The following is a 25,722-nucleotide window of genomic DNA, read 5'->3' as shown; positions in this document are numbered from 1 at the left end:
TCGATGAGATTTGATGAAGCCTATTCTGGAAAAGTGTTTATCATGAGCCGGGCTTCCGAACAGGAGGCGGATGCCGTAATTTACGGAATGCCAATGGACTGGACTGTCAGCTTCCGTCCGGGCTCCCGATTTGGTCCGAGCCGCATCCGCGAAGCCTCGATCGGCCTTGAAGAATATAGTCCTTATCTGGATAGACATTTAGAAGAAATCAAGTACCACGATGCAGGTGATTTGCTCCTCCCCTTTGGAAATCCCCAGAAAAGTATTGATATTATTGAAGGCTATATGGATGAACTTTTGGAGAAAGGGAAGATACCTTTCGGACTGGGCGGCGAGCATCTGGTTACATGGCCAGTCTTAAAAGCGATGTACAGGAAATATCCAGAACTTGCTGTGATTCATATTGATGCTCATGCTGACCTCAGGGAAGAATACGAAGGCGAGACGCTATCCCATTCGACTCCTATTAGGAAAGCATGCGAGCTGATCGGAGCTGAAGATGTGTATTCGTTTGGCATCCGCTCAGGGATGAGAGAAGAGTTTCAATATGCGGAAGAAAGCGGCATGTTCATGGCTAGATATGAAGTGCTTGAGCCCCTGAAAAAAATTCTGCCGGAGCTATCTGGTCGTCCCGTTTATGTAACCATTGATATTGATGTACTTGATCCTGCTTATGCCCCGGGAACGGGGACAGCAGAAGCAGGAGGGATTTCCTCTAAGGAGCTTCTTGCTTCCATTCATGAAATGGCAGGCAGCGATTTAAACGTGGTAGGGGCTGACCTTGTTGAAGTGGCTCCCGCTTATGACCCGACAGAAAAGACTCCGATTGCAGCCAGTAAATTCTTACGCGAAATGCTTTTGGGGTTTGTAAAATAAATGATAGAATGAAACAGCCGCTATGATTTTTCATAGGGGCTTTTCTATATGAGATGAATAAAGGAGCGCTTCTTTTGGATAAAAAGATTATAGGCATTACGCTCACGTATGCCATTATCATGATGAGTCTAATTCTTGTAACGTTTATAGGGGAATGGAACCCTTCAGGATATAGTTATTCGCTTAGTAATGAGACACTAACAATTGAAAAAGGACTATTTTCTAAAGAAACCACTGAAATTGCTATTGAAGATCGAATAGATCAAGCAATCAGCTTTTCTTTATCCATCTCCGAGGAGAATCAGCAGTGGAGAATGGATGTCATTGTGATTGGACTGTTGCTGCCATTTCTATTGTTATTATTTGTTCCGGACCGTCGTCCTTTTAAGAAACAACTATCCTATCCCTGGTTTGCGCTGATTGTCGCAGCACTTGTCGTGTTATACGCAAGTTACAGTGTACCGGCCCATATCACGGAGATTAGTGATATCCAAAATCAGGTGGACAGGTTGGTTCAGGAGTAACGAAGCCAGGGGATCCTCTTGCGTTTTTGTGAATGAATTCTTATAATAAACAAGTTATAGTGTACGTAAACCCTTTGGAGGGAGGACGAAGAAATGACAAGTAATGCTAAGGACATCCAGGTGCAGCTCGTTACGGAAATCAGAGACACGGATCGCAAAGAGACGATGGAAGTAAACGAAGCCGGTCAGTTTTTTGCGCGTGGCCAGACTCAGGTGATTACTTTTACAGAACATCCTGATGAAGGAGATCCTGTAAATACGATGATCACCGTTAAGCCAGGGCATGTCAGCATAAAACGAAGCGGTGGTATAGATATGCGTCAGGTTTTTCAGCCTGAAGTAGAAACAGAGAATTTATATCATCATACTTATGGTGATTTCCATATGAAAACTTATACAGAAGAAATGGAGTTCAGTTCCCTTGATGAAGCAATGGGCGGCCGATTATTTCTTCATTATCAGATGACGTTGAATCATGAAGTAACGCAGGATCATCGCTTGACATTGACGTTTGAGGAGGAGAGTGAATCATGAATATCGTTGAACAAATGGAAGAAAATCTGAAGAAAGAAATCGTCCGCGCCGTGCTTTCAGCTGAGCTTGCCGGGGAAGAGGAAATGCCGGAGGTTGTGTTAGAGCAGCCAAAGGATAAAGCTCACGGCGATTATGCAACAAACATGGCGATGCAGCTCGCCAGAATAGCAAAGAAGAATCCGCGTGCGATTGCTTCAGAACTTGTTGAACAATTTGATCGATCACAAGCCTCAATAGAAAAGATAGAAATTGCAGGTCCAGGCTTTATTAATTTCTATATGAACAATCAGTACTTGACTGAACTGGTTCCTTCCATTCTGGAAGCGGACAGTCAGTATGGTCGCAGCGAAAGTGGGAAAGGTCATAGGATTCAAGTGGAATTTGTATCTGCTAATCCGACCGGAACCTTACACCTTGGTCACGCAAGGGGAGCAGCAGTAGGGGACTCGTTATGCAACGTGTTGGATGCTGCAGGCTACGATGTTTCCAGAGAGTACTATATTAATGATGCCGGGAACCAAATGGCTAATCTTGCTCTTTCTGTAGAAGCACGCTACATGCAGGCATTAGGGAAAGAATGGGAGATGCCGGAAGATGGATACCATGGTCGTGATATCGTAGAACTAGGAAGGAAGCTTGCTTCGGAAGAGGGAGAGAAATGGGCAGAAGAATCTGCACAGGATCGTTTGAAGTTCTTCCGTGAGTACGGTTTGCAATATGAACTGAATAAGATTAAAACGGATCTGGAAGAATTTAGAGTGCCTTTTGATGAATGGTTCTCAGAAACTTCGCTATATGAAGGTGACCGGATTGAAAATGCGCTGCAGGTTCTGAAAGAAAAAGACTTTGTCTATGAAAAGGACGGAGCTACCTGGTTTGAGACAACGAAATTCAGTGATGATAAAGATCGCGTCCTCATTAAAAATGATGGCACGTACACTTATCTGACGCCGGATATCGCTTATCACAAAAACAAACTGGACCGCGGGTTCGATACACTTATCAATATTTGGGGTGCCGATCACCATGGATATATTCCACGTATGAAAGCAGCGATTCAAGCCCTGGGCTATGATGAAGATACACTGGAAGTAGAGATTATCCAAATGGTCAACCTGTTCCAGGACGGCGAAAAAGTGAAAATGAGTAAGCGTACTGGAAAAGCTGTTACCCTTCGTGAATTGATGGAGGAAGTTGGTATTGACGCGATGCGTTATTTCTTCTCCATGCGTTCCAGTGATTCACACCTGGATTTTGATATGGACCTGGCCCGCTCAGAATCTAATGAAAACCCTGTTTATTATGTACAGTACGCTCACGCCCGCATATGTACGATGCTGAAACAGGCAGAGGAAAAGGGGCTGACGGATGATACGTTTAACGGAAGTCTTTTAACAGCTGAAAAAGAAGAAGATCTGCTAAAAAGGCTTGGTGAATTTCCGCAGCTGGTCGCAGATGCTGCAGAAAAAAGAACCCCTCACCGTGTGACTCAGTATGCATTTGATCTGGCATCTAATCTTCACAGTTTTTACAATGCGGAGAAAGTACTCGATCAGGAAAATCCTGAACTTACAGCTTCACGACTTTCACTAATGAAAGCTGTTCGTATTACTCTGAGCAATGCGCTGAAAATCATCGGTGTTTCCGCACCAGAACAGATGTAAGTTCATAAAATGACTAAAGGGCGTCTTCGCATAAAAAAAGAGCAGGGCGCTCTTTTTTGTGGCATTCTTTGCCTCGGTACCTTATGTATGCATAAAGTCGTCTGCTTTTGATAGGCTCTGTTATAGTTTATTTTTGTTTTTCATAAGGCTTATTACGCAATAGGGCCGGATTGTGGAAGACTCAGTTTCGAGATACTTTTATGACAAGAAAGGTCCTGCGGGGGATGATTCGCTTTCCGCGGGCATGTGCTGAGCCTCCTCAGTCTTCGACTTCCGGGGTCTCACCGATCATGTTTATCCCGCAGGAGTCTTCATCATCCCCCTCCGGACCTGGCCAAATCAGAAGCTCGAAACCACTTCAACCATCACCTGCATAATGAAGTATTAGACCATGTAGTTAGGATATAACGACCCACACAGCCCGTCATGATAGCATTCCCTACAGATTACAGAGGAGAACCATTCTCTTCTGGAAGGGTCCGTTCGCAACATTATAGTTGGGGTGGTGGGGAAATGATGAGACTCCCATGGGAGAAGGGACTAGGTGAGATCCCGCAGGGAGTGAAACGAGCGAGGAAGCTCACCGTTCCCCCATAGGAAAGCGAGCTATTTCTCCACCAGCCCTCTTCTACATAGAGTAACGGACCCAACTTATCTCGAAACTGAGTCTTCAAGTAATGGGAGCTTTATCTTAAAATCAACACGACAGTTTAACAGATCCAATTGATAAAATAAGAACAGTAAAGTTTGGTAATGAAAGAAAGCGTAAAGGATAGATGATGAAAAGGAGGACGAGCATGTGAAAGAAATTATTTTAGCGTTAGTCACTGGTTTAGTTGTTGGCATTGTATTTGCAGCTTTAAAACTTCCGATCCCAGCCCCGCCTGCACTGGCTGGAGTAGCTGGAATCGTTGGTATTTACTTAGGTTTTAAAGTTATGTTGTGGATAGGACCCGTGTTTACGGAAATCTTTAAATAAATCAAAGTAAAGGTCGCAGCTTGGCTGCGATTTTTTCATTGATTTTTGTACTTAGAGAGCGGTTTTTAAGCCAGCTTTCATTAAATGGCACGGCATCTTTCATATCTTGAAAATAAGTGTCGCGAACCGCTGCGATGAACGTTTTGTCATAAACATAGGTATTCACTTCTTTATTTAAAAAGAAGCTTCTCCTGTCGAAATTCGCGGTACCGATATCCGCACATTCCCCATCCACTATGAATACTTTTGAATGGTAAAATCCTGCATCAAAAAATTTAATATGAGCTCCTCTTTGATAAAGCTCGTTTAGGAAAACGATGCCGGCTTCCTTAACAAACGGATGGTCCGATTTCATAGGAACTAAGATGTATAGTTCAATTCCGTTTTTTAAAGCATTTTTTAATGAATGGAGCAGCTCATGGGTTGGAATGAAGTAAGGCGTTCCTATTATAATTTCTTTTGAAGCAGAGCGGATTAACCGGTTAAATTCTTCCGCTACACCAATTCCATCCGAGTCAAGGACGGATACTTTCTTCCCTTCAGGGTGTCTTAATTTTATGGTTGTTAATTTCTCCCCGGTGGATTCATACCAGTCTTTTAGGAAAACAGCATGAAGTTTCTCAACTACTGCGCCTGTGTATCGCAAATGGTAATCACGCCAGTCTCCAAATTTTGGGTTATGCCCAGTATAGTTGCTCCCCACATTGAACCCTCCAATATAGGCCACCTTTCCATCAATCACTGTAATTTTTCGGTGGTTTCTCCGATTTAAATGGTAGAAGAACAAAGGAAATCTGGGTTTTTCAGCGAATGCAAAGTGAACGCCAGATGCTTTAAGTTCATTCCTGATCTGTTTATTGATCAGGTAGCACCCTAGACGATCACCAAGCAGGTGAACAGGTACTCCTTCCTGCGCTTTTTTCTTTAATATGTCTAAAAATTTCCTGCTGATTTCATTCTGGTCGATGAGAAAGAAGCTGATGTCGACTCTTACTTTAGCTTCAGCAATATCCTGAAAAAATGCTTCAAAGAGCGTTAATCCATTAGAAAAAAGTTCGTATTGACCGTGTGTTTCTTCAGTGTTTATCGGATATCCTGTTTTTTTGTGGGATATTTGTCCCATTTTAAAATCTGTAATTAACAGTAAAATAAAGGTAGCTATACTAATCAGTATGATTACGACTATCATGTTTCCGCCTCCCAGTGCCATCTGTCGCTTAGTCTTCCCATATGATTTCTTTTCAATAGGAAAAAAATGAAAACATGTTGACTGAATGCTCATTCATAATTTATAGTAAAGCTATAAGATTCAGAAATTTCTAAGTTTCTGGGCCGATAAAAAAGGAGAATCGCATCTGCGATAACAACTAAGAGGGGGAGAACAAATGAATCCGTTGTTACTTGCAAACTGGATTTTGTTCCTTGGCGTTACGATTTATGGATTATACTTATTTGTAAGCGTTGTCCGTACACGTATCGCTTATATTAAGATGGGGAAGAAATTTGAGTTTGATGGCAAGATTAAAAGACGTCTGCAGAAGATTGGGATTTATGTGTTTGGTCAAAAGAAACTATTGAAGGATAAGAAATCCGGAGCGATCCACGTTATGATGTTCTATGGCTTTATTCTTGTTCAATTTGGGGCCATTGATTTTATTTGGAAAGGACTAGCTCCTGATTCGCACTTGCCGCTTGGTCCGTTTTATCCAGGATTTACATTTTTCCAGGAGATTGTAACGTTAACGATTATTGTAGCTGTGATCTGGGCGTTTTACCGCCGTTATATAGAAAAACTCGTCCGTTTGAAGAGAAGCTTCAAGGCAGGACTTGTACTTATTTTTATTGGAACATTGATGGTTACTGTGCTTGTAGGAAATGGTATGGGGATAATCTGGCACGGCCATGAAGGGGCCTGGACAGAACCTGTTGCGACGTTAATTGCAAACGCTTTCGCATGGCTTCCTCCGGCAGCTGCTGCTACTGTATTCTTTATTATGTGGTGGATTCACCTGCTTATCCTGCTTACATTCCTAGTGTACGTGCCACAATCCAAGCATGCGCACTTGCTGGCAGCACCGGTCAATGTTTTCTTAAGCCGTGAAGATCCTCCGGGCAAACTGAAACCGATTGATTTTGAAATGGATGAAGAAGCAGACGAAGAAGATGTTTCCTTTGGTGTTGGAAAAATTGAAGAACTGAATCAACTGCAGATGATTGACCTGTATGCCTGTGTGGAATGTGGACGCTGTACCAATGTCTGTCCTGCTTCAGGCTCAGGTAAAATGCTCTCACCAATGGATTTACTTATTAAAATGAGGGATCATTTGACTGAAAAAGGTGCCGCTGTCACGGGTCAGTCACCCTGGGTACCTGCTTATGCCTTCTCAGGTACAGAAGGAAACACACTGGCTCAAATGGCACGCACTAAGGGGACAGATGAAGCGGCCGCTACCGTGGAAGCTGCTCACAATAAAAACTTAATTGGCGATGTCATTACAGAGGAAGAATTATGGGCCTGCACCACTTGTCGTAATTGTGAAGATGCCTGTCCGGTTATGAATGAACACGTTGATAAGATCATAGATCTTCGCCGCTATCTTGTTCTTACAGAAGGAAAAATGGATCCGGACGGCCAAAGAGCGATGATGAATATTGAACGCCAGGGGAATCCGTGGGGACTTTCCAAGAAGGAAAGAGAAGACTGGAGAAGCCTCGATGAAGAAGCTCATATCCCTACTGTGAAAGAGCTGAAGAAGTCAGGAGAGGAATTCGAATACCTTTTCTGGGTCAGTTCGATGGGATCTTACGATAACCGCAGTCAGAAAATCGCCGTCGCCTTTGCTAAACTGATGAATAAAGCCGGCATTAAATTTGCGATTCTCGGTAATAAAGAGCAAAACTCCGGTGATACAGCACGCCGGATGGGCAACGAATTTCTGTTCCAGGAACTGGCTGAAAAAAATATGAAAGAATTCGAAAAAAATGATGTTAAAAAGATCATTACCATTGATCCGCACGCTTATAACATTTTCAAAAATGAATACCCGGATTTCGGTCTTGAAGCGGAGGTTTATCACCATACTGAAATGCTTTCTGAATGGCTGAAAGAAGGGCGTCTGAAGCCGGAAGGTGTAGTAAATGAGAAGATCACCTACCACGACAGCTGTTACTTGGGCCGTTACAACGAAGTGTACCAGCCGCCTCGCGAAGTACTTGAAATGATTCCTGGCGTAGAGGTTGTCGAAATGAAGCGTAATCGATCCAATGGAATGTGCTGTGGAGCTGGCGGAGGCATGATGTGGATGGAAGAAAAATCAGGGAACCGTGTGAACGTAGCTCGTACAGAACAGGCTCTTGAAGTAGAACCAACGATGATTTCAAGTGGATGTCCATTCTGTCTAACCATGTTATCGGATGGTACCAAAGCTAAAGAAGTGGAAGAAGAAGTGAGCACAATGGATATAGCAGAAATTCTGGCCAAATCCATTTTTGAATCAACAGAAGAAAAGACAGCGTAAGTACTTGGAATATCTCATCATTTATTAGAAAAAAATTATGAAAATTGTGGAAAGTGTACACTATTTTAGGTACACTTTCCTTATGAGGACAAATTGAGCGAGCGTTCAATCGCCAATTTTGAAAGCGTTATCACAATGAGGAGGAATTTAAAAATGCGTAAAACAGTAATCGTGTCAGGGGCTCGTACTCCATTTGGAAAATTCGGGGGCGCTCTTGCTCCTTTAACAGCTTCCCAGCTTGGAGGCATCGTGATTAAAGAGGCTTTAAAGCGTGCTGGATACAAGGGTGAAGAAGTAGATGAAGTAATCATGGGGAGCGTTTTACAGGGAGGACAGGGACAGCTGCCATCCCGCCAGGCCGCGCGTGAAGCTGGAATTCCGTGGCACGTGAAAACAGAGACAGTCAACAAGGTGTGCGCTTCTGGAATGCGGAGTGTAACGATGGCTGATCAGTTCATCCGTTTAGGCGAGGAGGATGTCATCGTAGCGGGCGGAATGGAAAGCATGAGCAATGCTCCTTATTTCATGCCAAAAGCACGCTGGGGATTACGCATGGGAGACGCTCCGGTTAAAGATATGATGGTACACGATGGTCTTACCTGTTCATTTGAAAATGTACACATGGGTAACTACGGAAACCGTACAGCTGAAGAATTCGAGTTAACACGTGAAGCGCAGGACGAGTGGTCGTATAACAGCCATCAGCGCGCAGCCCAGGCTATTGAAAACGGAACGATGGGTGAAGAAATCGTGTCTGTAGAAGTTCCTCAGCGAAAAGGGGACCCGGTTGTCGTCGACACAGATGAAGCACCAAGAAAAAATACAACTGTAGAAGCTCTTTCTAAACTGCGCCCAGTGTTCGACAAAAATGGAACGATTACGGCTGGTAATGCGCCGGGTGTCAACGACGGAGCATGCGCGATGCTGCTCATGTCTGATGAAAAAGCAAACGAATTAGGGCTCGAATCCCTGGCAACCGTCCTTGCTCATGATGAAATTGCCGTGGAGGCTCAAGACTTCCCTCAAACCCCGGGGCTGGTCATTAATAAACTATTGAAAAAAGCAGGAAAATCCATAGAAGATATTGATTTATTTGAAGTGAATGAAGCATTTGCAGCCGTGTCCTTAGCCAGTGGAAAAATTGCCGGTCTTGATCCGGAGAAAGTAAATGTAAACGGAGGAGCTGTAGCCCTTGGACACCCGATTGGGGCAAGCGGGGCGAGAATCTTACTTACACTTGCTTATGAATTGAAGCGCCGCGGAGGCGGTCTTGGAATTGCAGCTATTTGTTCCGGTGGCGGACAGGGCGATGCCGTATTAATCGAAGTACCAAAGGTATAAAGGAGGAACTATTGAATGGCAATTAATAAAGTCATGGTCATCGGTGCAGGGCAAATGGGAGCGGGGATCGCTCAAGTGTTTGCTCAGGCTGGTCTTAGCGTCATCTTAAACGATCTGGACCAGCAAGCTCTAGACAAAGGAATCGACGGTATTAAGAAAAGACTCGAACGAGCAGTAGAAAAAGATAGGATTTCTGAGCCTGAAAAAAATAAAACGCTGGACCTTCTATCTGGTACTACAGACATGAACGACGCTTCTAACTGTGATCTCGTTGTCGAAGCTGTGGTTGAAAATATGGATATAAAAACAAAAGTATTCAAGAGTCTGGATGAAATCACACCTGAACACGCCATTTTAGCTTCGAATACATCTTCGCTGCCTATTACTGAAATTGCAGCAGCAACGGATCGTCCTTCGCAGGTTATTGGTATGCATTTTATGAATCCAGTACCGGTAATGAAGCTGGTTGAAATCATACGTGCCATCCAGACCAGTGATGAAACCTATCAAGCGATTGAAGATTTAACGAAAAAAATAAATAAATCGCCAGTTGAAGTAGAAGACTTTCCTGGTTTTGTCTCTAACCGAATCCTGATGCCTATGATTAACGAGGCTATATATACCGTTCACGAAGGCGTAGCATCCCCGGAAGACGTGGACACCGTGATGAAGCTCGGGATGAACCATCCAATGGGTCCTTTGACTTTGGCAGATTTTATCGGTCTCGATACGTGCCTGTATATTATGGAAGTCCTGCACGAAGGTTTCGGGGACAGCAAGTACCGGCCATGCCCGCTGCTTCGTAAGTATGTGAAAGCAGGCTGGCTTGGCAAGAAATCGGGTCGAGGTTTTTACAGCTACGAATAACAGGTGAAGGAGACGGTGACGATGAATTTAACGTTTACAGATGAACAAGAGATGATGCGGAAGATGGTCCGTGATTTTGCTGAAAAAGAGGTGGCTCCAGCAGTTGAACGTATGGAGAAGGAGGACCGTTTTCCTGTTGAGCTGATTCCGAAAATGGGGGAGCTTGGCTTAATGGGAATTCCTATTCCGGAGAAATACGGCGGAGCGGAAATGGATTATATATCTTATATTATAGCAATCCATGAGATCTCTAAGGTAAGTGCAACTCTTGGCGTCATTTTATCTGTTCATACGTCTGTAGGAACAAATCCGATTCTATATTTCGGTACGGAAGAACAGAAGGACAAATACATTCCGAAGCTTGCTAGCGGCGAGTATTTAGGTGCTTTTGCCCTGACCGAACCTAGTGCAGGGTCAGATGCTGGTAGTCTTAGAACGCGTGCTGTAAACAAAGGAGACCATTATGTTTTAAATGGATCGAAGGTATTCATTACCAATGGCGGTCATGCGGATACATTCATTGTGTTTGCCCGTACGAACCCTGATATTCCGAGTGGTAAAGGGTTAAGCGCTTTCATTATTGAACGGGATACGCCGGGTTTTTCGATTGGAAGAGCTGAAAAGAAGATGGGGATGCATGGTTCAAGCACGGTAGAATTGAATTTTGATCAATGCGAAGTTCCTGTTTCACAACTTCTTGGTAAGGAGGGCGAAGGGTACAAAATAGCCTTATCCAATTTAAATATGGGGAGAATCGGCATTGCTGCCCAGGCGCTAGGTATTGCGGAAGCGGCTTATGAGCATGCCGTAGCTTACGCGAAGGAGCGTGAGCAGTTTGGACGTCCCATTGCCAAGCATCAGGGAGTTTCGTTTAAGCTCGCTGATATGGCTACAGAAGTAGAGGCATCTAAACTTCTTGTTTATCATGCGGCCTCTTTACAAGCAGCAGGAGCAAAATGTGGAAAAGAAGTATCAATGGCTAAATTGATGTCTTCCAAGACGGCCGTCAAGACAGCCATTGAAGCTGTCCAGGTGCACGGAGGATATGGATATACAGAAGATTACGCTGTAGAGCGCTTTTTCAGAGATGCTAAAGTTTGCGAAATTTACGAAGGAACAAGCGAAATCCAGCGCATCGTAATCAGCAATCACTTGATTAGAGACTGAGGGGGAAACGAGAATGAATTTTACGCTGACAGAAGAACAAGAAATGCTGAGAAAAATGGTAAGAGACTTTGCCAAAAATGAAGTAGAACCTACGGCCGCAGAACGTGATGAAGAAGAACGGTTTGATCGTGAAATTTTCGATAAAATGGCGGAGCTTGGATTAACAGGAATTCCATGGCCGGAAGAATATGGAGGAATCGGCTCCGACTTTGTAAGCTACGCAATCGCTGTTGAGGAATTGTCACGTATATGCGCTTCTACGGGCGTCACGTTGTCTGCTCATATATCATTAGCCAGCTGGCCGATCTACAAGTTCGGGAATGAAGAACAGAAGAAAACGTATCTTTCCCAGCTCGCGACTGGAGAAAAACTTGGAGCTTATGCACTATCCGAACCAGGAGCTGGAAGTGACGTATCCTCTATGAAAACTCAAGCGAAATTAGACGGCGACCACTATGTACTGAATGGCAATAAAGTGTGGATCACAAACGGTGGAGTGGCCGATATTTATATCGTATTTGCAAAAACCGACCCAGAAGCAGGAGGACGCGGAGTCAGCGGTTTTATCGTGGAGAAGGGAACGCCAGGATTTTCGTTTGGCAAGAAAGAGAAAAAGCTTGGGATTCGTTCTTCGCCTACGACTGAACTGATCTTTGAAGATTGTAAAATTCCTAAAGAAAACCTGCTCGGAAAAGAGGGAGAAGGTTTTAAAATTGCGATGATGACCTTGGACGGTGGACGAAATGGGATAGCTGCTCAGGCAGTAGGGATCGCCCAGGGAGCATTAGATGAAGCTGTCGCCTACGCAAAAGATCGAGAGCAATTCGGCAAGCCGATTGCGAAACTTCAGGGCATTTCTTTTAAATTAGCCGATATGGCTACAGAAATTGAAGCAGCCCGGCTGCTTACTTACCAAGCCGCTTACTTTGAATCAGAAGGACTCCCTTATTCGAAAGCATCTGCCATGGCCAAATTGTATGCAGGCGATGCAGCGATGAGAATTACAACAGAGGCCGTACAAGTACATGGCGGCTATGGATATACGAAGGATTACCCTGTGGAACGTTATATGCGTGATGCGAAAATTACGCAGATTTATGAAGGGACGCAGGAGATTCAGCGTCTTGTAATCGGCCGAATGGTCAGCAGCTAATGAATAAAGCTTCAAGCGGAAAGGGGCTGCCTCATGCATCCACTTGCAGAACGAATACAAAAACAGGATATGCGAGCCCTTGCCCGCGCTATCACTCTTGTAGAAAGCGATGATGACGAGAAATTAACATTAATGAGCGATATCTTTTCCATTAAAAAATCAGCTCATTACATCGGAATCACCGGATCTCCAGGGGCAGGCAAAAGTTCGTTAATTAACAAACTGCTAACCTATTTGCGCAGTCTGAATCTGAGTGTAGCGGTTATAGCTGTCGATCCCACCAGTCCATTCAGCGGCGGTTCCCTGCTTGGGGACCGGACCAGAATGAACCAGCATTTCATGGATTCCGGGATATTCATTCGCAGTATGGCGACAAGAGGGAACCTGGGAGGGCTAGCGCGCGCCACCAAGGACGCGATCCGGATCTGTGACGCGTATGGGTTTGATATAGTTCTCGTTGAAACGGTGGGGGTCGGTCAATCTGAACTTGATATTATGAAAGTTGTGGATACGACAGGACTCGTTTTAACTCCCAACAGCGGAGATGTGCTCCAAATCTTCAAAGCAGGCATTATGGAAATAGCTGACCTGTTCGTTATTAATAAAGCTGATCTACCAGGAGTAGAAAAGCTGAAGACGACCCTTGAGGAGTATATGATGATCGCCCAGCCTAAAGGCTGGATTCCGCCTATAGTACAGACGGTTTCCACAGAGAACCAGGGAATGGCTGAATTATTTAAGCGTATAAAAGAGCATCAGGATTACCTTTATGAAACAAAGCAAGGGTTCAAACGGAGAAAGCACCAGCTGACGCTTGAAGTCTATGAATTGATTCGAGAGGAAGTGTGGCGCGAGGTGAGAAATGCCATCGAAAAGGATCCTGCTAAACTCAAGTCATTGAACGACGTGGAGGCAGATCCATACCAGCTGGCACACTCCTGGTTTCAAGAATGGATGAGTAAAGGAGAATGACGATGGCTGAAAACCAAGTTCCCTCTTCTATCAAAGATGAAGTCCTGGTTATAAAACGAAGAAATCAAATGATTAAAGGAGCGGTGACCCTATTTATTGAAAAAGGGTTCCACAAAACAACCACTCGTGAGATCGCTAAAGCCTCAGGATTCAGTATTGGTACCCTATATGAATATATTCGTAAAAAGGAAGACGTGCTCTTTCTCGTCTGTGATTCTATTTACCAGCGTGTAAAGGAACGTATGGAAGCTTCTATTGACCCCACCCAGACGAGTATAAAGAGTCTAATTCATGCCATACAGTCCTATTTTCAGCTTATGGACGATATGCAGGATGAAGTTCTTGTCATGTATCAGGAAGTTAAATCTTTATCACGCGATGCACAGGAATACGTTCTTCAAAAAGAACGAGATATGGTAGCCATGCTTGAACAGGTGATTTTGAACAGCTTACCTGAACATCACTCCAAAGAGGAAGTTAAGCTGATTGCCAATAATATATTTGTCCAAGGACAAATGTGGGGGTTCAGACGTTGGATTCTGCAGCGTTCTTTTACGCTGGAATCTTATACTGAAGGACAAATCCAATTGCTTCTTCAAGGACTGAACACCCAGGAAAAAGAACGATCTTAATTAAAGGAGGAACTCGGACATGGAACAACCAACGGTTTATCAACCGAAAAACCCCGTCCGTTTTGTGACAGCATCCAGCTTGTTTGATGGACACGATGCTTCTATCAATATTATGAGACGTATTCTGCAATCTACAGGAGCAGAAGTGATTCACCTCGGCCATAACCGCTCTGTTGAAGATGTGGTGAATGCAGCTGTGCAGGAAGATGTGCAGGGAATTGCTATTTCTTCTTATCAAGGAGGGCATGTAGAGTACTTTAAATATATGGTTGATCTGCTAAACCAAAAAGGAGCTGGCCACATACGTGTTTACGGTGGAGGCGGAGGCGTAATCATTCCGAGGGAAATTAAAGAGCTGCATGACTACGGTGTCGCTCGAGTATTCTCACCGGAAGATGGACGCACGTTAGGTCTGCAGGGAATGATTAATCAGATGATTGAAGAATGTGATTTTATTCCACCGCTTAACGTAGAAAAAGGAATTGAGGAACTGACAGAGGGAAATCACCAGGCGATCGCCCGGTTTATTACGTATGTAGAAAATACTCCAAAAGAAGAGCGGGAAGCAGTAGCCGCTTTTGAAACCGCCGTTGAAAATACCCAGGAAAAGACGATCCCTGTCCTTGGAATCACAGGCACAGGAGGAGCAGGAAAAAGCTCTCTTACCGATGAATTAATTCGTCGCTTTATAAACGAAATTCCTGATAAAAAGATAGCCATCCTTTCTGTAGACCCCACGAAAAAGAAAACAGGCGGCGCTCTGCTGGGCGACCGTATTCGTATGAATGCAATTTTTAACCCAAGGGTTTATATGAGGTCACTTGCTACAAGGGAAGCCCGCTCGGAACTTTCAACAGCAGTTGAAGAGTCGATTCATGTTCTGAAGGCTGCCGGCATGGACATGATCATTGTAGAAACGAGCGGGATCGGCCAAGGGGATGCCGCGATTACCGATATCACCGATTTATCAATGTATGTCATGACTTCCGAATTTGGGGCGCCGTCTCAATTGGAGAAAATTGATATGATTGATTTTGCTGATTTTATTGTGATCAACAAGTTTGAACAAAAAGGCTCTGAAGATGCTATGAATCAGGTTAAAAAACAATATCAGAGAAGCCACATGCTGTTTCATGAAGACGATGCCCAGTTTCCTGTATACGGAACGATAGCGAGCCAATTTAATGATCCTGGTACCAACACACTTTTTGCAGCCATTGTCGATCAGCTGAACGAAAAATTTTCCTGGCAGGATGATACCTCTTTTGAGCGCGTAAGCAAAGTAGAGAAGCAAAATGTAATTATTCCTAATGATCGTAAACAATACTTACGAGATCTTTCTCTTGCTGTTCGTGATTATCACGAAAACACAAAAACACAGGCAGAAAAAGCCCGCAAGCTTTATCAATTAAAGGGCACGCTTGAAGAGCTTGAGGACGAAGCCGCAAAAGAAAGTATCGAGCGGCTTATTGAAGATTATGAACGAACCCTGGACCGCGAGGCGAAAGAAAAATTGGACGACTGGGATGATCTGCATAAGCGCTACAGCGGGGATACCTACACCTTCAAAGTGAGAGACAAGGAAATTACCATGGATCTTACAACCGAAAGCTTAACCGGTTTGAAAGTTCCTAAAGTCGCTCTGCCTAAATATTCGGATTGGGGCGACCGCTTAAGCTGGCTGCTCAGGGAAAATGTTCCCGGCGCTTTTCCATTTACAGCCGGAGTTTTCCCGTTTAAACGAAAAGGAGAAGACCCTAAACGCCAATTCGCCGGGGAAGGTACACCGGAACGTACCAACCGCCGCTTCCATTATTTATCTGAGGGAGACGAAGCTAAGCGTTTAAGTACAGCATTTGATTCTGTGACCTTGTATGGGGAAGATCCCGATGAACGTCCGGATATTTACGGGAAAGTCGGGGAGAGCGGTGTGAATATTTGTACGCTTGAAGATATGAAAAAGCTGTATGATGGATTTGATTTAATCGATCCAACTACCTCGGTTTCCATGACCATTAACGGACCTGCTCCCATCATTTTAGCGATGTTTTTCAATACAGCCATTGATCAGCAGCTTGATAAATTCAGGGAGGAGCATGGACGTGAACCTAATCGTGAAGAAGCGGAAGAGGTGAAGGCCCGGACGATTAATGTGGTTCGAGGCACCGTTCAGGCCGATATTCTAAAAGAAGATCAAGGTCAGAATACATGTATTTTTTCTACAGAATTTGCACTCCGTATGATGGGAGACATCCAGCAGTATTTTATTGATCATCAAGTACGGAACTATTATTCCGTCTCCATATCCGGGTATCATATTGCAGAAGCAGGAGCGAATCCTATTACACAGCTCGCTTTCACGCTCGCAAATGGTTTTACGTATGTCGAATATTATTTGAGCCGCGGAATGGACATCAACAAATTCGCGCCTAATCTTTCCTTCTTTTTCTCGAATGGACTGGATCCGGAATATACCGTTCTCGGACGGGTCGCTCGCAGGATCTGGGCGATTGTTATGCGCGATAAGTATGGAGCTAACGAGCGCAGCCAAAAGCTTAAGTATCATATTCAAACATCCGGACGCTCTCTTCACGCACAGGAAATTGATTTTAATGATATACGGACGACCCTGCAGGCTTTAATTGCCATCCAGGACAATTGTAACTCGCTTCATACCAACTCCTATGATGAGGCCATCACGACGCCGACAGAGGAATCTGTCCGACGGGCCATGGCAATTCAAATGATTATCAGCAAAGAGTTCGGTTTAACGAAAAATGAGAATTCATTACAAGGTTCATACATTATACGCGAACTTACAGATTTGGTAGAAGAAGCGGTTCTACAGGAATTCGAAAGGATTAATGACCGCGGGGGAGTACTTGGGGCGATGGAGCGTCAGTACCAGCGAGGTAAAATTCAGGAAGAATCCCTTTATTATGAAGGTAAAAAACATTCAGGGGAGCTGCCAATTGTGGGAGTGAACACGTATCTCAACCCTAGTCCTCCTTCAGAAGATGAGATTGACTCCATGGAATTAGCCCGCGCCTCTAAAGAAGAAAAGGAACATCAGATTCGGGAGCTTCGTAAATTCCAGAAATCAAATCAAACTGAAACGGAAGAAGCGCTCAACCGTTTGAAAGAAACAGCGAGCGGAGGAGGGAACATCTTTGATGAACTGATGGAAACCGTCCGTGTGGCAAGTCTTGGTCAGATTACGCATGCCCTTTACGAAGTAGGTGGACAGTACCGAAGGAATATGTAGATGAATAACGCCCTGCCTCTACTAAAGAGGCAGGGCGTTTGACTGGGAGTTAGTGGCTTCCCCCTATTTGATCTTCATCATGCGCCTGATTAATATCTTTAACGTATGGCTTTTTCATCCCGTACCATTCATAGGTCAGTTCATATTTCTCACCAGCTTCAAGGACCATCCAGATGCTGGTGTCCTTCACTTTGATTTTCTTTCCATCCACTTCAATGTAATATTCATCCTCGTCATGAGTCTTCTCTGAAATCGTAGCTTCTGTTAAGTGTTCAGAATGAATTTTACCATAGCTGTTAAACAGCCAGATCGAAACAGCTATGACGGTTATGATGGTGGCAAACCAGTTAAAAGGATGGGTTTTCACGTTAATCTCTCCTTTAATAGTTCTATGTCTACAAGACTTTAGGATCTGCTAAATCTCCTTGTTGATTTTCATATAAGCTTCTGGTTGTTGAAGAACGGTTTCGGCTAAGAAAGAGAAGAGCGTGCGGGAAAACGATTCATCTTCCTGACTAACGATCTCCAACGAAAAGTCATGAAATGAGACTTCCAGATAACGATACCATAATTGAAGAACTCTGTTATGAAAAATCAACAATAACGTTTTAACATAGCTTTATTTTAAAATATTTTAAGGCGAACACCAAATATCCTGTCTAAATAGTTTTAGGTAGATGTTTATATTCATACATGCTTGGTTAGAAAGGAATACAAAAGGGTAGGAGAACCCTGCGATAATCTATTTGATTTTTAAAAGACCTAATCATATAATGGGTGGTATGATTAAATGTGATTCGTATGCCTATGAGGTCACTTATCCTATTTTGTGAATATAAAGGAGTGCTGGATCGTGAGCGTAAAAGAACTGAGCAAAGATCAGGTTAATGAAATATCAATGATTGAACTTGCAACGATCATTTTGGAAGAGGAAAGAGAAGCGATCGATTTTAATGAAATCTTCCACCGTATTGCCAAATTGAAAGGTTTTACAGAAGCCGAGAAAGAACAGTATATTGCACAGTTTTATACTGACATGAATATTGATGGCGGATTTATGACCATTGGTACAAATAGATGGGGACTGAAAAAATGGTATCCAGTAGAGCAAATGGAAGAAGAAATTGCTAATCTTCCCCAGAAACGTAAGAAGAAAAAGAAAAAGCCTTCCAAGCTTCTGGAAGACGAACTGGGTGTATCTGAGTATAATAACAACGAAGAAGATGACCTGGAAGAAGATGTGGAACTTACCGATGAAGATCTAGATCTCGATGATGACGATGATTATGATGGAGATTATGAAGAGGACGACTTGGATGAAGAGGAAGAAGAAATCGTAGAAGACGATGTGAGCTTCGTAGGCGATGAAGATGAGGAAGACGATAAATAAAAACGGCGGTTGACTTTCAAAACCGATATAAGTACAATCTTATTTGGGCTCTTTAATTTCTGACACGAAATAATCGAACGCTCCCCAAGTGTGGGGAGCGTTTTTTGTTTTTTATGTGCGGTTAACAAAGGGACGGGTAAATGAATCCATTCATCAAATTTTTATTTATAGTGAATAACTAATAATGACTAATAGAGAAAGAGGGATCGTAGTGGCGAAAGAGACGAAATATATATTTGTAACTGGCGGTGTGGTATCTTCCTTAGGGAAAGGGATTACAGCTGCGTCATTGGGAAGATTATTAAAAAATCGGGGGCTTAAAGTAACGATTCAGAAATTCGATCCCTACATTAACGTGGATCCAGGGACGATGAGTCCTTATCAGCACGGAGAAGTATTCGTAACGGATGATGGAGCAGAAACAGACTTGGATTTAGGTCACTATGAACGTTTCATCGATATTAATTTGAATAAATTCAGTAACGTAACCACAGGTAAAGTGTATTCAAACGTAATTAAGAAAGAACGTCGCGGAGATTATCTGGGGGGGACGGTCCAGGTTATTCCGCATATAACCAATGAAATAAAGGATCGCGTCTTTCGTGCCGCTCATGAAACGAATGCTGACGTTGTCATTACAGAAATCGGAGGAACCGTTGGCGATATTGAATCACTTCCATTCCTGGAAGCCATTCGTCAAATTAAGAGTGATATTGGCCGCGATCACGTCATGTATATCCATTGCACCCTGGTTCCTTATTTGAAAGCGGCTGGTGAAATGAAGACGAAACCAACCCAGCACAGTGTTAAAGAATTACGTTCTCTTGGGATTCAGCCGGACGTTATCGTATTACGTACAGAGATGGAAATCTCTGAGGATATGAAAGAAAAGATTGCACTTTTCTGCGATATTAATAAAAACGCTGTAATCGAAGCGGGAGATGCAGATACGTTGTACCACGTACCTATTACACTTCAAGCACAGAATTTAGACCAGCTTACTTGTGATCACTTTGGTCTGGATTGCCCGCCAGCTGATATGACAGAATGGAATCAGCTTATTAATCAGGTGAAGAACCTTGAAGAGAAAGCGACCATTGCACTTGTAGGGAAGTACGTAGAGCTTCCGGATGCTTATATTTCAGTGGTAGAGGCTCTGAAACATGCAGGCTATAGCTTTAATGCGGATGTTGAAGTGAAATGGGTCAATTCAGAATTTATCACAAGCTCAAATGTGCAAGAGCAATTACAGGATGCTGATGGTATTCTCGTTCCTGGTGGATTTGGAGATCGTGGAATTGAAGGAAAGATCGAAGCTATTCGCTATGCGCGTGAGCATCGTGTACCTTTCCTTGGCATCTGCCTGGGAATGCAGTTGGCTACCGTGGAATTCGCTCGCAATGTACTGGGACTGAACGGGGCACATTCGGCTGAAATTAATCCATCAACTCCGCACCCGATCATCGACCTTCTTCCTGAGCAGAAAGAGGTTTCAGATCTTGGTGGCACACTTCGACTGGGCATCTATCCATCCCGCCTGAAGGAAGGTTCCAGGGCTTTGGAAGCTTATGGGGAAGAGGTTATATATGAGCGCCACCGTCATCGTTTTGAGTTCAATAATCATTATCGTGATCAGATGGAAGCGGCCGGTTTCAACTTCTCTGGAACCAGTCCTGACGGAAGATTAATCGAAATTATTGAAGTAGAGGACCACCCTTGGTTTGTGGCCAGTCAATTCCATCCGGAGTTTAAATCTCGTCCTACGCGCCCTCAAGAGCTTTTCTATGGCTTTGTAGGGGCTGCTATGAATCAGAAATAGGTAAATATGTAATAAAAAGATGTTACGACAATCCTGTTGTAACATCTTTTTTTGCAGGATGGCTAAACGTAATGGGTAGTTTTAACTTTCCTTGTTGCAGATAAGCCCCGTTTTTGTAAGACTCAGTTTCGAGATAAATGGGCCCGTTACTAGAATGGAGAGGAGAGTTGGTGGGGGAAGTAACTCGATTTCCTATGGGGGAACGGTGAGTTTCCTCGCTCGTTTTCACTCCCTGCGGGATCTCACCTAGTTCCTTCTCCCATGGGAGTCTCATCATTTCCCCACCAACCCAACTATAATGTTACGAACGGACCCTGCCAGTAGAAAAAAGTGGGAAGCTTAAATCGTCTTAAATGCTTCTATAGCGGCGTTTATACCCTGTACAGACTCGGTATTTAGCGTTGATCACATAGGTTATTACTCCTCATATTAAGGCATTTACGTACAGGATTTCGAACTCTCCATGATCGCAAAGGGACGGAAGGGAACGGTGAAGACTCCTAGGTTAAAAGCGGAAGCACCTTGATCAGCGTCGTATGGACTGGACGTTCAAATGTGGAGGTGCCTTGACCAGCCTCGACAAGCTTAAGAACAACCATGAAAGGAAGTGCTCTTCCTCCTGTCATGGTTGGACTTAAGACCTCGAGAGGCTAGGCACCGAAACTAGACTGAGCTGGCGGAGATAAAGAAAACACGAAGAGCGGAGCGATTCGATGTTGCCTTATCGTACAGAAGTGAGGGAAGTCTCACTAGACGCTAGGTGCTGGAGCTGGATAGCACTCCATATCGTTTATGTTCTGATATTTGATTAAGACTAAAAAAAGTGTAAGAACGGGATGAACATGATCGGTGAGATCCCGCAGGGCTGTTAAGCCCGAGGAAGCTCACCACAAGGGATGTTCGACTAAGACCGCCACGTCCTGTGGCAACGTCGAACGACCCTGCGTCGTGCAGGGCCGCGGAAAGCGAGCCGTTCACTGGAGCCCCTTCTCCACCCAATATCTCGAAATCTAGTCTTCAACTATCCTGTCCGTTTCTTCAATAAGCTCTAATGAATGAATAACTACAACATATGACAGGATCGTGTATACATAGACAATGTGAGATTTAACAGCATTCTATATCATGTCGTGTTACATTACAGAAATCGACTTTCTTCATCTCAAAACAAGAGAAATTCATGCCTCGAACGTGTGTGCGCAGGAAAACTGCTTACAATCATCGAACTAAACATGCAGAGAGAAAGAAGTGGACTAGGAGAAAAGGTGGATATTTACTAATATTAGAAAGGCAGGGATAAACCATGTCGAACAAGATACTAATCGTAGATGACCAGGCCGGTATTAGGTTGTTACTTGAAGAAATCTTAAAAAGCGAAGGATATGAAACGGTAAGCGCTAAAACAGGAAAACAAGCTTGTGAGCTAGCTGAACAACAAAGCATCGACCTTGTGATTATGGATTACAATCTGCCGATCATGAATGGAAGTGAAGTACTCTCTCATCTGGATGAAATCGGTTTTACCGCACCGGTTCTTATTATTACGGGCCGGTCGAGGGAATCCATTGAAAAGACTATGGAGTATTCTTTCGTACAGGAGATTATATTAAAGCCATTTGATATCCATAAATTGAAAGAAATGGTATCTGGAACCTTAACACATAGTAGCTGAACTAATATTTTTTAAATGTAAGCGTTATACCGCTTTTAGAGTGTTGCACCTGGGATAGGGTATTGGTATTCTATTACTGTGAGTAAACTTGCATGGTATAATTTCATATGGAAATATACGTGTAGAGTATAGATCGTATTTACAAAAGGAGGATCTTTCATGCCACTGGTATCAATGAAAGAAATGCTAGAAACAGCTAAGGAAGAACGCTACGGAGTAGGACAGTTTAACCTTAACAATCTTGAATATGCTCAAGCAATCCTACAGGCTGCTGAAGAAGAGCAATCTCCAGTAATCCTTGGAGTGTCCGAGGGTGCTGGTCGATATATGGGCGGCTTTAACGTCGTGGTTGACATGGTTAAAGCACTTATGAAATCGTATGGTACAACTGTACCAGTAGCGATTCACCTTGATCATGGTTCAAGCTTTGAAAAATGTGCAGAAGCAATCCACGCAGGATTTACTTCTGTTATGATTGATGCTTCCCACGATCCACTTGAAGAAAACATCGCAACTACTAAAAAAGTAGTGGAATTAGCACACATTCATGGTGTTTCTGTAGAAGCAGAGCTTGGTCGCGTAGGTGGTCAGGAAGATGATATAATCGTAGATGATGCAGAAGCAGCTTATGCGATTCCATCTGAGTGTAAAAAACTAGTGGACGAAACGAATGTTGATGTATTTGCTCCGGCTCTTGGTTCTGTGCACGGTCCTTATAAAGGTGAACCAAACCTAGGTTTTGACCGCATGGAAGAAATCATGGGTCTTGTAGACAAACCGCTTGTTCTTCACGGTGGTACTGGAATTCCAACAGCCGACGTGAAAAAAGCGATCTCATTCGGAACAGCAAAAATCAACGTAAATACTGAAAGCCAAATGGCTCAAGGAAAAGCTGTGCGTCAAGTACTAGCTGAACAGCCTGAGCAGTATGATCCTCGTAAATATCTAGGACCAGGACGTGACGCGATTAAAGAAACAGTAATCGGGAAAATGCGTGAATTTGGTTCCTCCCAAAAAGCATAATTACTTAAGAACAGGAAGCCGTTACATCGTAGCGGTTTCCTTTTCCACATGAATGAAAACGCAATCATTCGACAATTTTCATTAAATCAAGTATTCGGAAGGTGGACTTAATAAATGAAATTCTTTATTGATACAGCGAACATTGACCATATCCGTGAGGCTAAATCTCTGGGTTTATTATCTGGAGTAACGACAAATCCTAGTCTCGTAGCAAAAGAAGGAGTTTCCTTCCACGAACGATTAAAGGAAATTACAGGAGAAATAGACGGCTCTGTCAGTGCGGAGGTCGTTTCAGAAGATGCTGAGTCTATGGTTGAAGAAGGTAAAGAGCTTGCGGCTATTGCTCCTAATATTACCGTGAAAGTTCCTATGACGCTTGAAGGTCTGAAGGCCGTTAAAACCTTAAGTGAATTGAATATCCAAACAAATGTCACTCTTATTTTTTCTGCCAATCAAGCATTGATGGCTGCTCGTGCTGGAGCTTCTTATGTTTCTCCTTTCCTTGGCCGATTGGATGATATTGGTCAAAACGGGATGGAGCTGGTTGCGCAGATCTCCGAAATATTCGACCGTCATGCAATTGATACAGAAATCATTGCAGCTTCGGTGCGTCATCCAATCCATGTAACAGAAGCCGCTATCCACGGAGCTCATATTGCGACCGTTCCTTACAAGATTTTCGAGCAGATTGTTCAACACCCACTTACGGAACAAGGGATTGAAAAATTTCTTAATGACTGGAACAATCAAAAATAACGTGTTAAATGGTAAAAATTGCACATAATAAGGTCATCAACTTTTACCTTTAAAGCGAGGAGTATCTCATGCATAAATTATTAGTAGAAGGTGGATCGCGTTTGCGTGGACAAGTCCGCGTAAGCGGTGCGAAAAACAGTGCCGTTGCTTTGCTTCCGGCAGCTATTCTAGCTGATTCTCCAGTCACAATTGAAGGACTTCCTGACATTTCAGATGTTGGGATTTTGTCCGATCTTTTAGAAGAAATCGGAGGCACGGTGAAAAAAGATGGACGAACCATCCACATCGACCCTTCCCAAATGGTGTCCATGCCACTCCCAAATGGAAAAGTGAAAAGGCTGAGGGCCTCTTATTATTTCATGGGAGCGATGCTTGGACGGTTTAATAAGGCAGTTATCGGACTGCCTGGAGGTTGTCATTTAGGCCCAAGGCCGATTGACCAGCATATTAAAGGCTTCGAGGCATTAGGAGCTGAAGTGACAAACGAGCAAGGGGCCATTTATCTTCGGGCTGAAGAATTGCGTGGTGCGCGAATATACTTAGATGTTGTAAGTGTAGGAGCTACTATCAACATTATGCTTGCTGCTGTTAGAGCAAAAGGAAAGACTGTAATTGAAAATGCAGCAAAAGAGCCTGAAATCATTGATGTAGCTACACTACTCACAAGTATGGGGGCTAAAATTAAAGGAGCGGGAACGGATGTTATCCGGATTGAAGGAGTGCAGGAACTAAAAGGTTGCATGCATACCATTATTCCTGACCGGATTGAGGCCGGAACTTATACGATTATGGCTGCAGCTCAAGGGGATGAAATGATCATTGATAATGTTATTCCTCAGCACCTTGAATCCTTACTCGCTAAGCTGCGTGAAATGGGCGTAACAATCGAGGAAAATGACGAACAATTATATGTTCGTCCCGGGAAGCATCTTCGAAGTGTGGATATTAAAACGCTTGTATATCCAGGGTTCCCCACGGATTTACAACAGCCGCTCACTTCCCTGCTTACAAAAGCAGAAGGAACAGGGATTGTAACGGACACCATTTATCAGGCCCGTTTTAAACACGTGGATGAACTGCGACGTATGAATGCTGCTATAAAAGTCGAAGGCGGCTCAGCTATCGTCGCTGGACCTTCCAAATTACAAGGAGCAAAAGTAAAGGCTTCAGATCTTCGTGCCGGTGCTGCTCTTGTTATTGCAGGGCTGATGGCAGAAGGAATTACGGAGATTACAGGTGTCGATCACATTGAGCGAGGATATGAAAACATTACGAATAAGTTGATTGAACTCGGTGCTAACGTCTGGTATGAGGAAATGTCAGAGAGAGAAATTGAACAATTTCAGAATTCCTAGGTATCCAATGAGCTTGAGCAAAATTTAAATGCACGGGGCTGACGACGCGGAAATTCATATGGTTTTTGACCAAACGAGGCCGAAATTCTCTGATTGATCCAGACTGGGCACTGGAAGGGATGGTGCCTGCTGTTTTTACATGTTTAGGTGGAGACATTCAAGGGAAGCTAATACCATCTGAAGATGAAGAACCTTGTAAGGTGTAAACGCATAAA

The 25,722-nt window shown here is 43.6% G+C and carries 21 protein-coding genes; 19 read left to right on the top strand and 2 right to left on the bottom strand.

From position 1 onward, the window contains the following. The first annotated feature begins 3 nt into the window (after window positions 1-3). The 5 genes from speB to HBHAL_RS17630 all read left to right on the top strand — a co-directional run bounded on the left by speB (window position 4) and on the right by HBHAL_RS17630 (window position 4,577). Window positions 4-876: an agmatinase gene (gene speB / locus HBHAL_RS17650; RefSeq protein WP_014644872.1), complete on the top strand. Its 873-nt coding sequence runs from the start codon at window positions 4-6 to the stop codon at window positions 874-876. 74 nt (window positions 877-950) lie between these two features. Beyond that, window positions 951-1,400, top strand: coding sequence for a hypothetical protein (locus HBHAL_RS17645; RefSeq protein WP_014644871.1), 450 nt, complete (start codon window positions 951-953; stop codon window positions 1,398-1,400). Window positions 1,401-1,493: 93 nt separating this feature from the next. After that, window positions 1,494-1,934: a DUF1934 domain-containing protein gene (locus tag HBHAL_RS17640; protein ID WP_014644870.1), complete on the top strand. Its 441-nt coding sequence runs from the start codon at window positions 1,494-1,496 to the stop codon at window positions 1,932-1,934. Then, a complete protein-coding gene (gene argS, locus HBHAL_RS17635) occupies window positions 1,931-3,598 on the top strand; it encodes an arginine--tRNA ligase (protein WP_014644869.1) in 1,668 nt (555 codons plus the stop codon). The genes HBHAL_RS17640 and argS overlap by 4 nt, the downstream gene beginning before the upstream one ends. A 799-nt stretch (window positions 3,599-4,397) precedes the next feature. Next, window positions 4,398-4,577, top strand: a complete 180-nt coding sequence (locus HBHAL_RS17630; RefSeq protein ID WP_014644868.1) for a XapX domain-containing protein — start codon at window positions 4,398-4,400, stop codon at window positions 4,575-4,577. A 1-nt stretch (window position 4,578) separates the two neighbouring features. Here the strand turns inward: HBHAL_RS17630 and cls are convergent, their stop codons facing one another. Next, the gene (gene cls / locus HBHAL_RS17625; protein ID WP_014644867.1) at window positions 4,579-5,766 is read right to left on the bottom strand and encodes a cardiolipin synthase; all 1,188 of its coding nucleotides are present in this window, start codon (window positions 5,764-5,766) and stop codon (window positions 4,579-4,581) included. Window positions 5,767-5,962: 196 nt separating this feature from the next. On the opposite strand from cls, the gene HBHAL_RS17620 reads away from it, so the two are divergent. From HBHAL_RS17620 to icmF, 8 genes are all read left to right on the top strand, one after another. Then, window positions 5,963-8,095 carry a heterodisulfide reductase-related iron-sulfur binding cluster gene (locus HBHAL_RS17620; protein WP_014644866.1) on the top strand — a complete coding sequence of 711 codons (2,133 nt, stop codon included), beginning with the start codon at window positions 5,963-5,965 and terminating at the stop codon, window positions 8,093-8,095. A gap of 153 nt (window positions 8,096-8,248) precedes the next feature. Then, entirely contained in the window at window positions 8,249-9,436 is a 1,188-nt protein-coding gene (locus HBHAL_RS17615) for an acetyl-CoA C-acetyltransferase (RefSeq protein WP_014644865.1), read from the top strand. Window positions 9,437-9,451: 15 nt separating this feature from the next. Beyond that, window positions 9,452-10,303, top strand: coding sequence for a 3-hydroxybutyryl-CoA dehydrogenase (locus HBHAL_RS17610; protein WP_014644864.1), 852 nt, complete (start codon window positions 9,452-9,454; stop codon window positions 10,301-10,303). A gap of 21 nt (window positions 10,304-10,324) precedes the next feature. Further along, entirely contained in the window at window positions 10,325-11,470 is a 1,146-nt protein-coding gene (locus HBHAL_RS17605; protein ID WP_014644863.1) for an acyl-CoA dehydrogenase, read from the top strand. Window positions 11,471-11,483: 13 nt separating this feature from the next. Then, window positions 11,484-12,623 carry an acyl-CoA dehydrogenase gene (locus HBHAL_RS17600; protein ID WP_014644862.1) on the top strand — a complete coding sequence of 380 codons (1,140 nt, stop codon included), beginning with the start codon at window positions 11,484-11,486 and terminating at the stop codon, window positions 12,621-12,623. Window positions 12,624-12,656: 33 nt separating this feature from the next. Then, on the top strand, window positions 12,657-13,595 hold the full coding sequence (meaB, locus tag HBHAL_RS17595) for a methylmalonyl Co-A mutase-associated GTPase MeaB (protein WP_014644861.1): 939 nt from the start codon (window positions 12,657-12,659) through the stop codon (window positions 13,593-13,595). A gap of 2 nt (window positions 13,596-13,597) precedes the next feature. Then, on the top strand, window positions 13,598-14,227 hold the full coding sequence (locus HBHAL_RS17590) for a TetR/AcrR family transcriptional regulator (RefSeq protein WP_014644860.1): 630 nt from the start codon (window positions 13,598-13,600) through the stop codon (window positions 14,225-14,227). A gap of 19 nt (window positions 14,228-14,246) precedes the next feature. Further along, window positions 14,247-17,492: a fused isobutyryl-CoA mutase/GTPase IcmF gene (gene icmF / locus HBHAL_RS17585; protein WP_014644859.1), complete on the top strand. Its 3,246-nt coding sequence runs from the start codon at window positions 14,247-14,249 to the stop codon at window positions 17,490-17,492. A gap of 49 nt (window positions 17,493-17,541) precedes the next feature. Here icmF and HBHAL_RS17580 read toward each other — a convergent pair whose 3' ends face one another. Continuing rightward, on the bottom strand, window positions 17,542-17,859 hold the full coding sequence (locus HBHAL_RS17580) for a hypothetical protein (protein WP_014644858.1): 318 nt from the start codon (window positions 17,857-17,859) through the stop codon (window positions 17,542-17,544). 486 nt (window positions 17,860-18,345) lie between these two features. On the opposite strand from HBHAL_RS17580, the gene rpoE reads away from it, so the two are divergent. From rpoE to HBHAL_RS17545, 6 genes are all read left to right on the top strand, one after another. Beyond that, window positions 18,346-18,882, top strand: a complete 537-nt coding sequence (gene rpoE / locus HBHAL_RS17575; RefSeq protein WP_014644857.1) for a DNA-directed RNA polymerase subunit delta — start codon at window positions 18,346-18,348, stop codon at window positions 18,880-18,882. A 184-nt stretch (window positions 18,883-19,066) separates the two neighbouring features. Beyond that, window positions 19,067-20,701: a CTP synthase gene (locus HBHAL_RS17570; protein ID WP_051005609.1), complete on the top strand. Its 1,635-nt coding sequence runs from the start codon at window positions 19,067-19,069 to the stop codon at window positions 20,699-20,701. Between the two features lie 1,303 nt (window positions 20,702-22,004). Beyond that, window positions 22,005-22,373 carry a response regulator gene (locus HBHAL_RS17560; RefSeq protein ID WP_014644854.1) on the top strand — a complete coding sequence of 123 codons (369 nt, stop codon included), beginning with the start codon at window positions 22,005-22,007 and terminating at the stop codon, window positions 22,371-22,373. A 159-nt stretch (window positions 22,374-22,532) separates the two neighbouring features. After that, on the top strand, window positions 22,533-23,396 hold the full coding sequence (gene fba / locus HBHAL_RS17555; protein ID WP_014644853.1) for a class II fructose-1,6-bisphosphate aldolase: 864 nt from the start codon (window positions 22,533-22,535) through the stop codon (window positions 23,394-23,396). A gap of 114 nt (window positions 23,397-23,510) precedes the next feature. Then, window positions 23,511-24,152, top strand: a complete 642-nt coding sequence (gene fsa, locus HBHAL_RS17550) for a fructose-6-phosphate aldolase (RefSeq protein WP_014644852.1) — start codon at window positions 23,511-23,513, stop codon at window positions 24,150-24,152. Between the two features lie 68 nt (window positions 24,153-24,220). Then, entirely contained in the window at window positions 24,221-25,507 is a 1,287-nt protein-coding gene (locus tag HBHAL_RS17545; RefSeq protein WP_014644851.1) for a UDP-N-acetylglucosamine 1-carboxyvinyltransferase, read from the top strand. Window positions 25,508-25,722 lie beyond the last annotated feature (215 nt).

It is taken from the genome of Halobacillus halophilus DSM 2266, from assembly GCF_000284515.1.
Taxonomy (GTDB): Bacteria; Bacillota; Bacilli; order Bacillales; family Halobacillaceae; genus Halobacillus; species Halobacillus halophilus.
The sequence above is the reverse complement of the archived record's forward strand: the minus strand, read 5'-3'. Positions and strand labels throughout refer to the sequence as shown.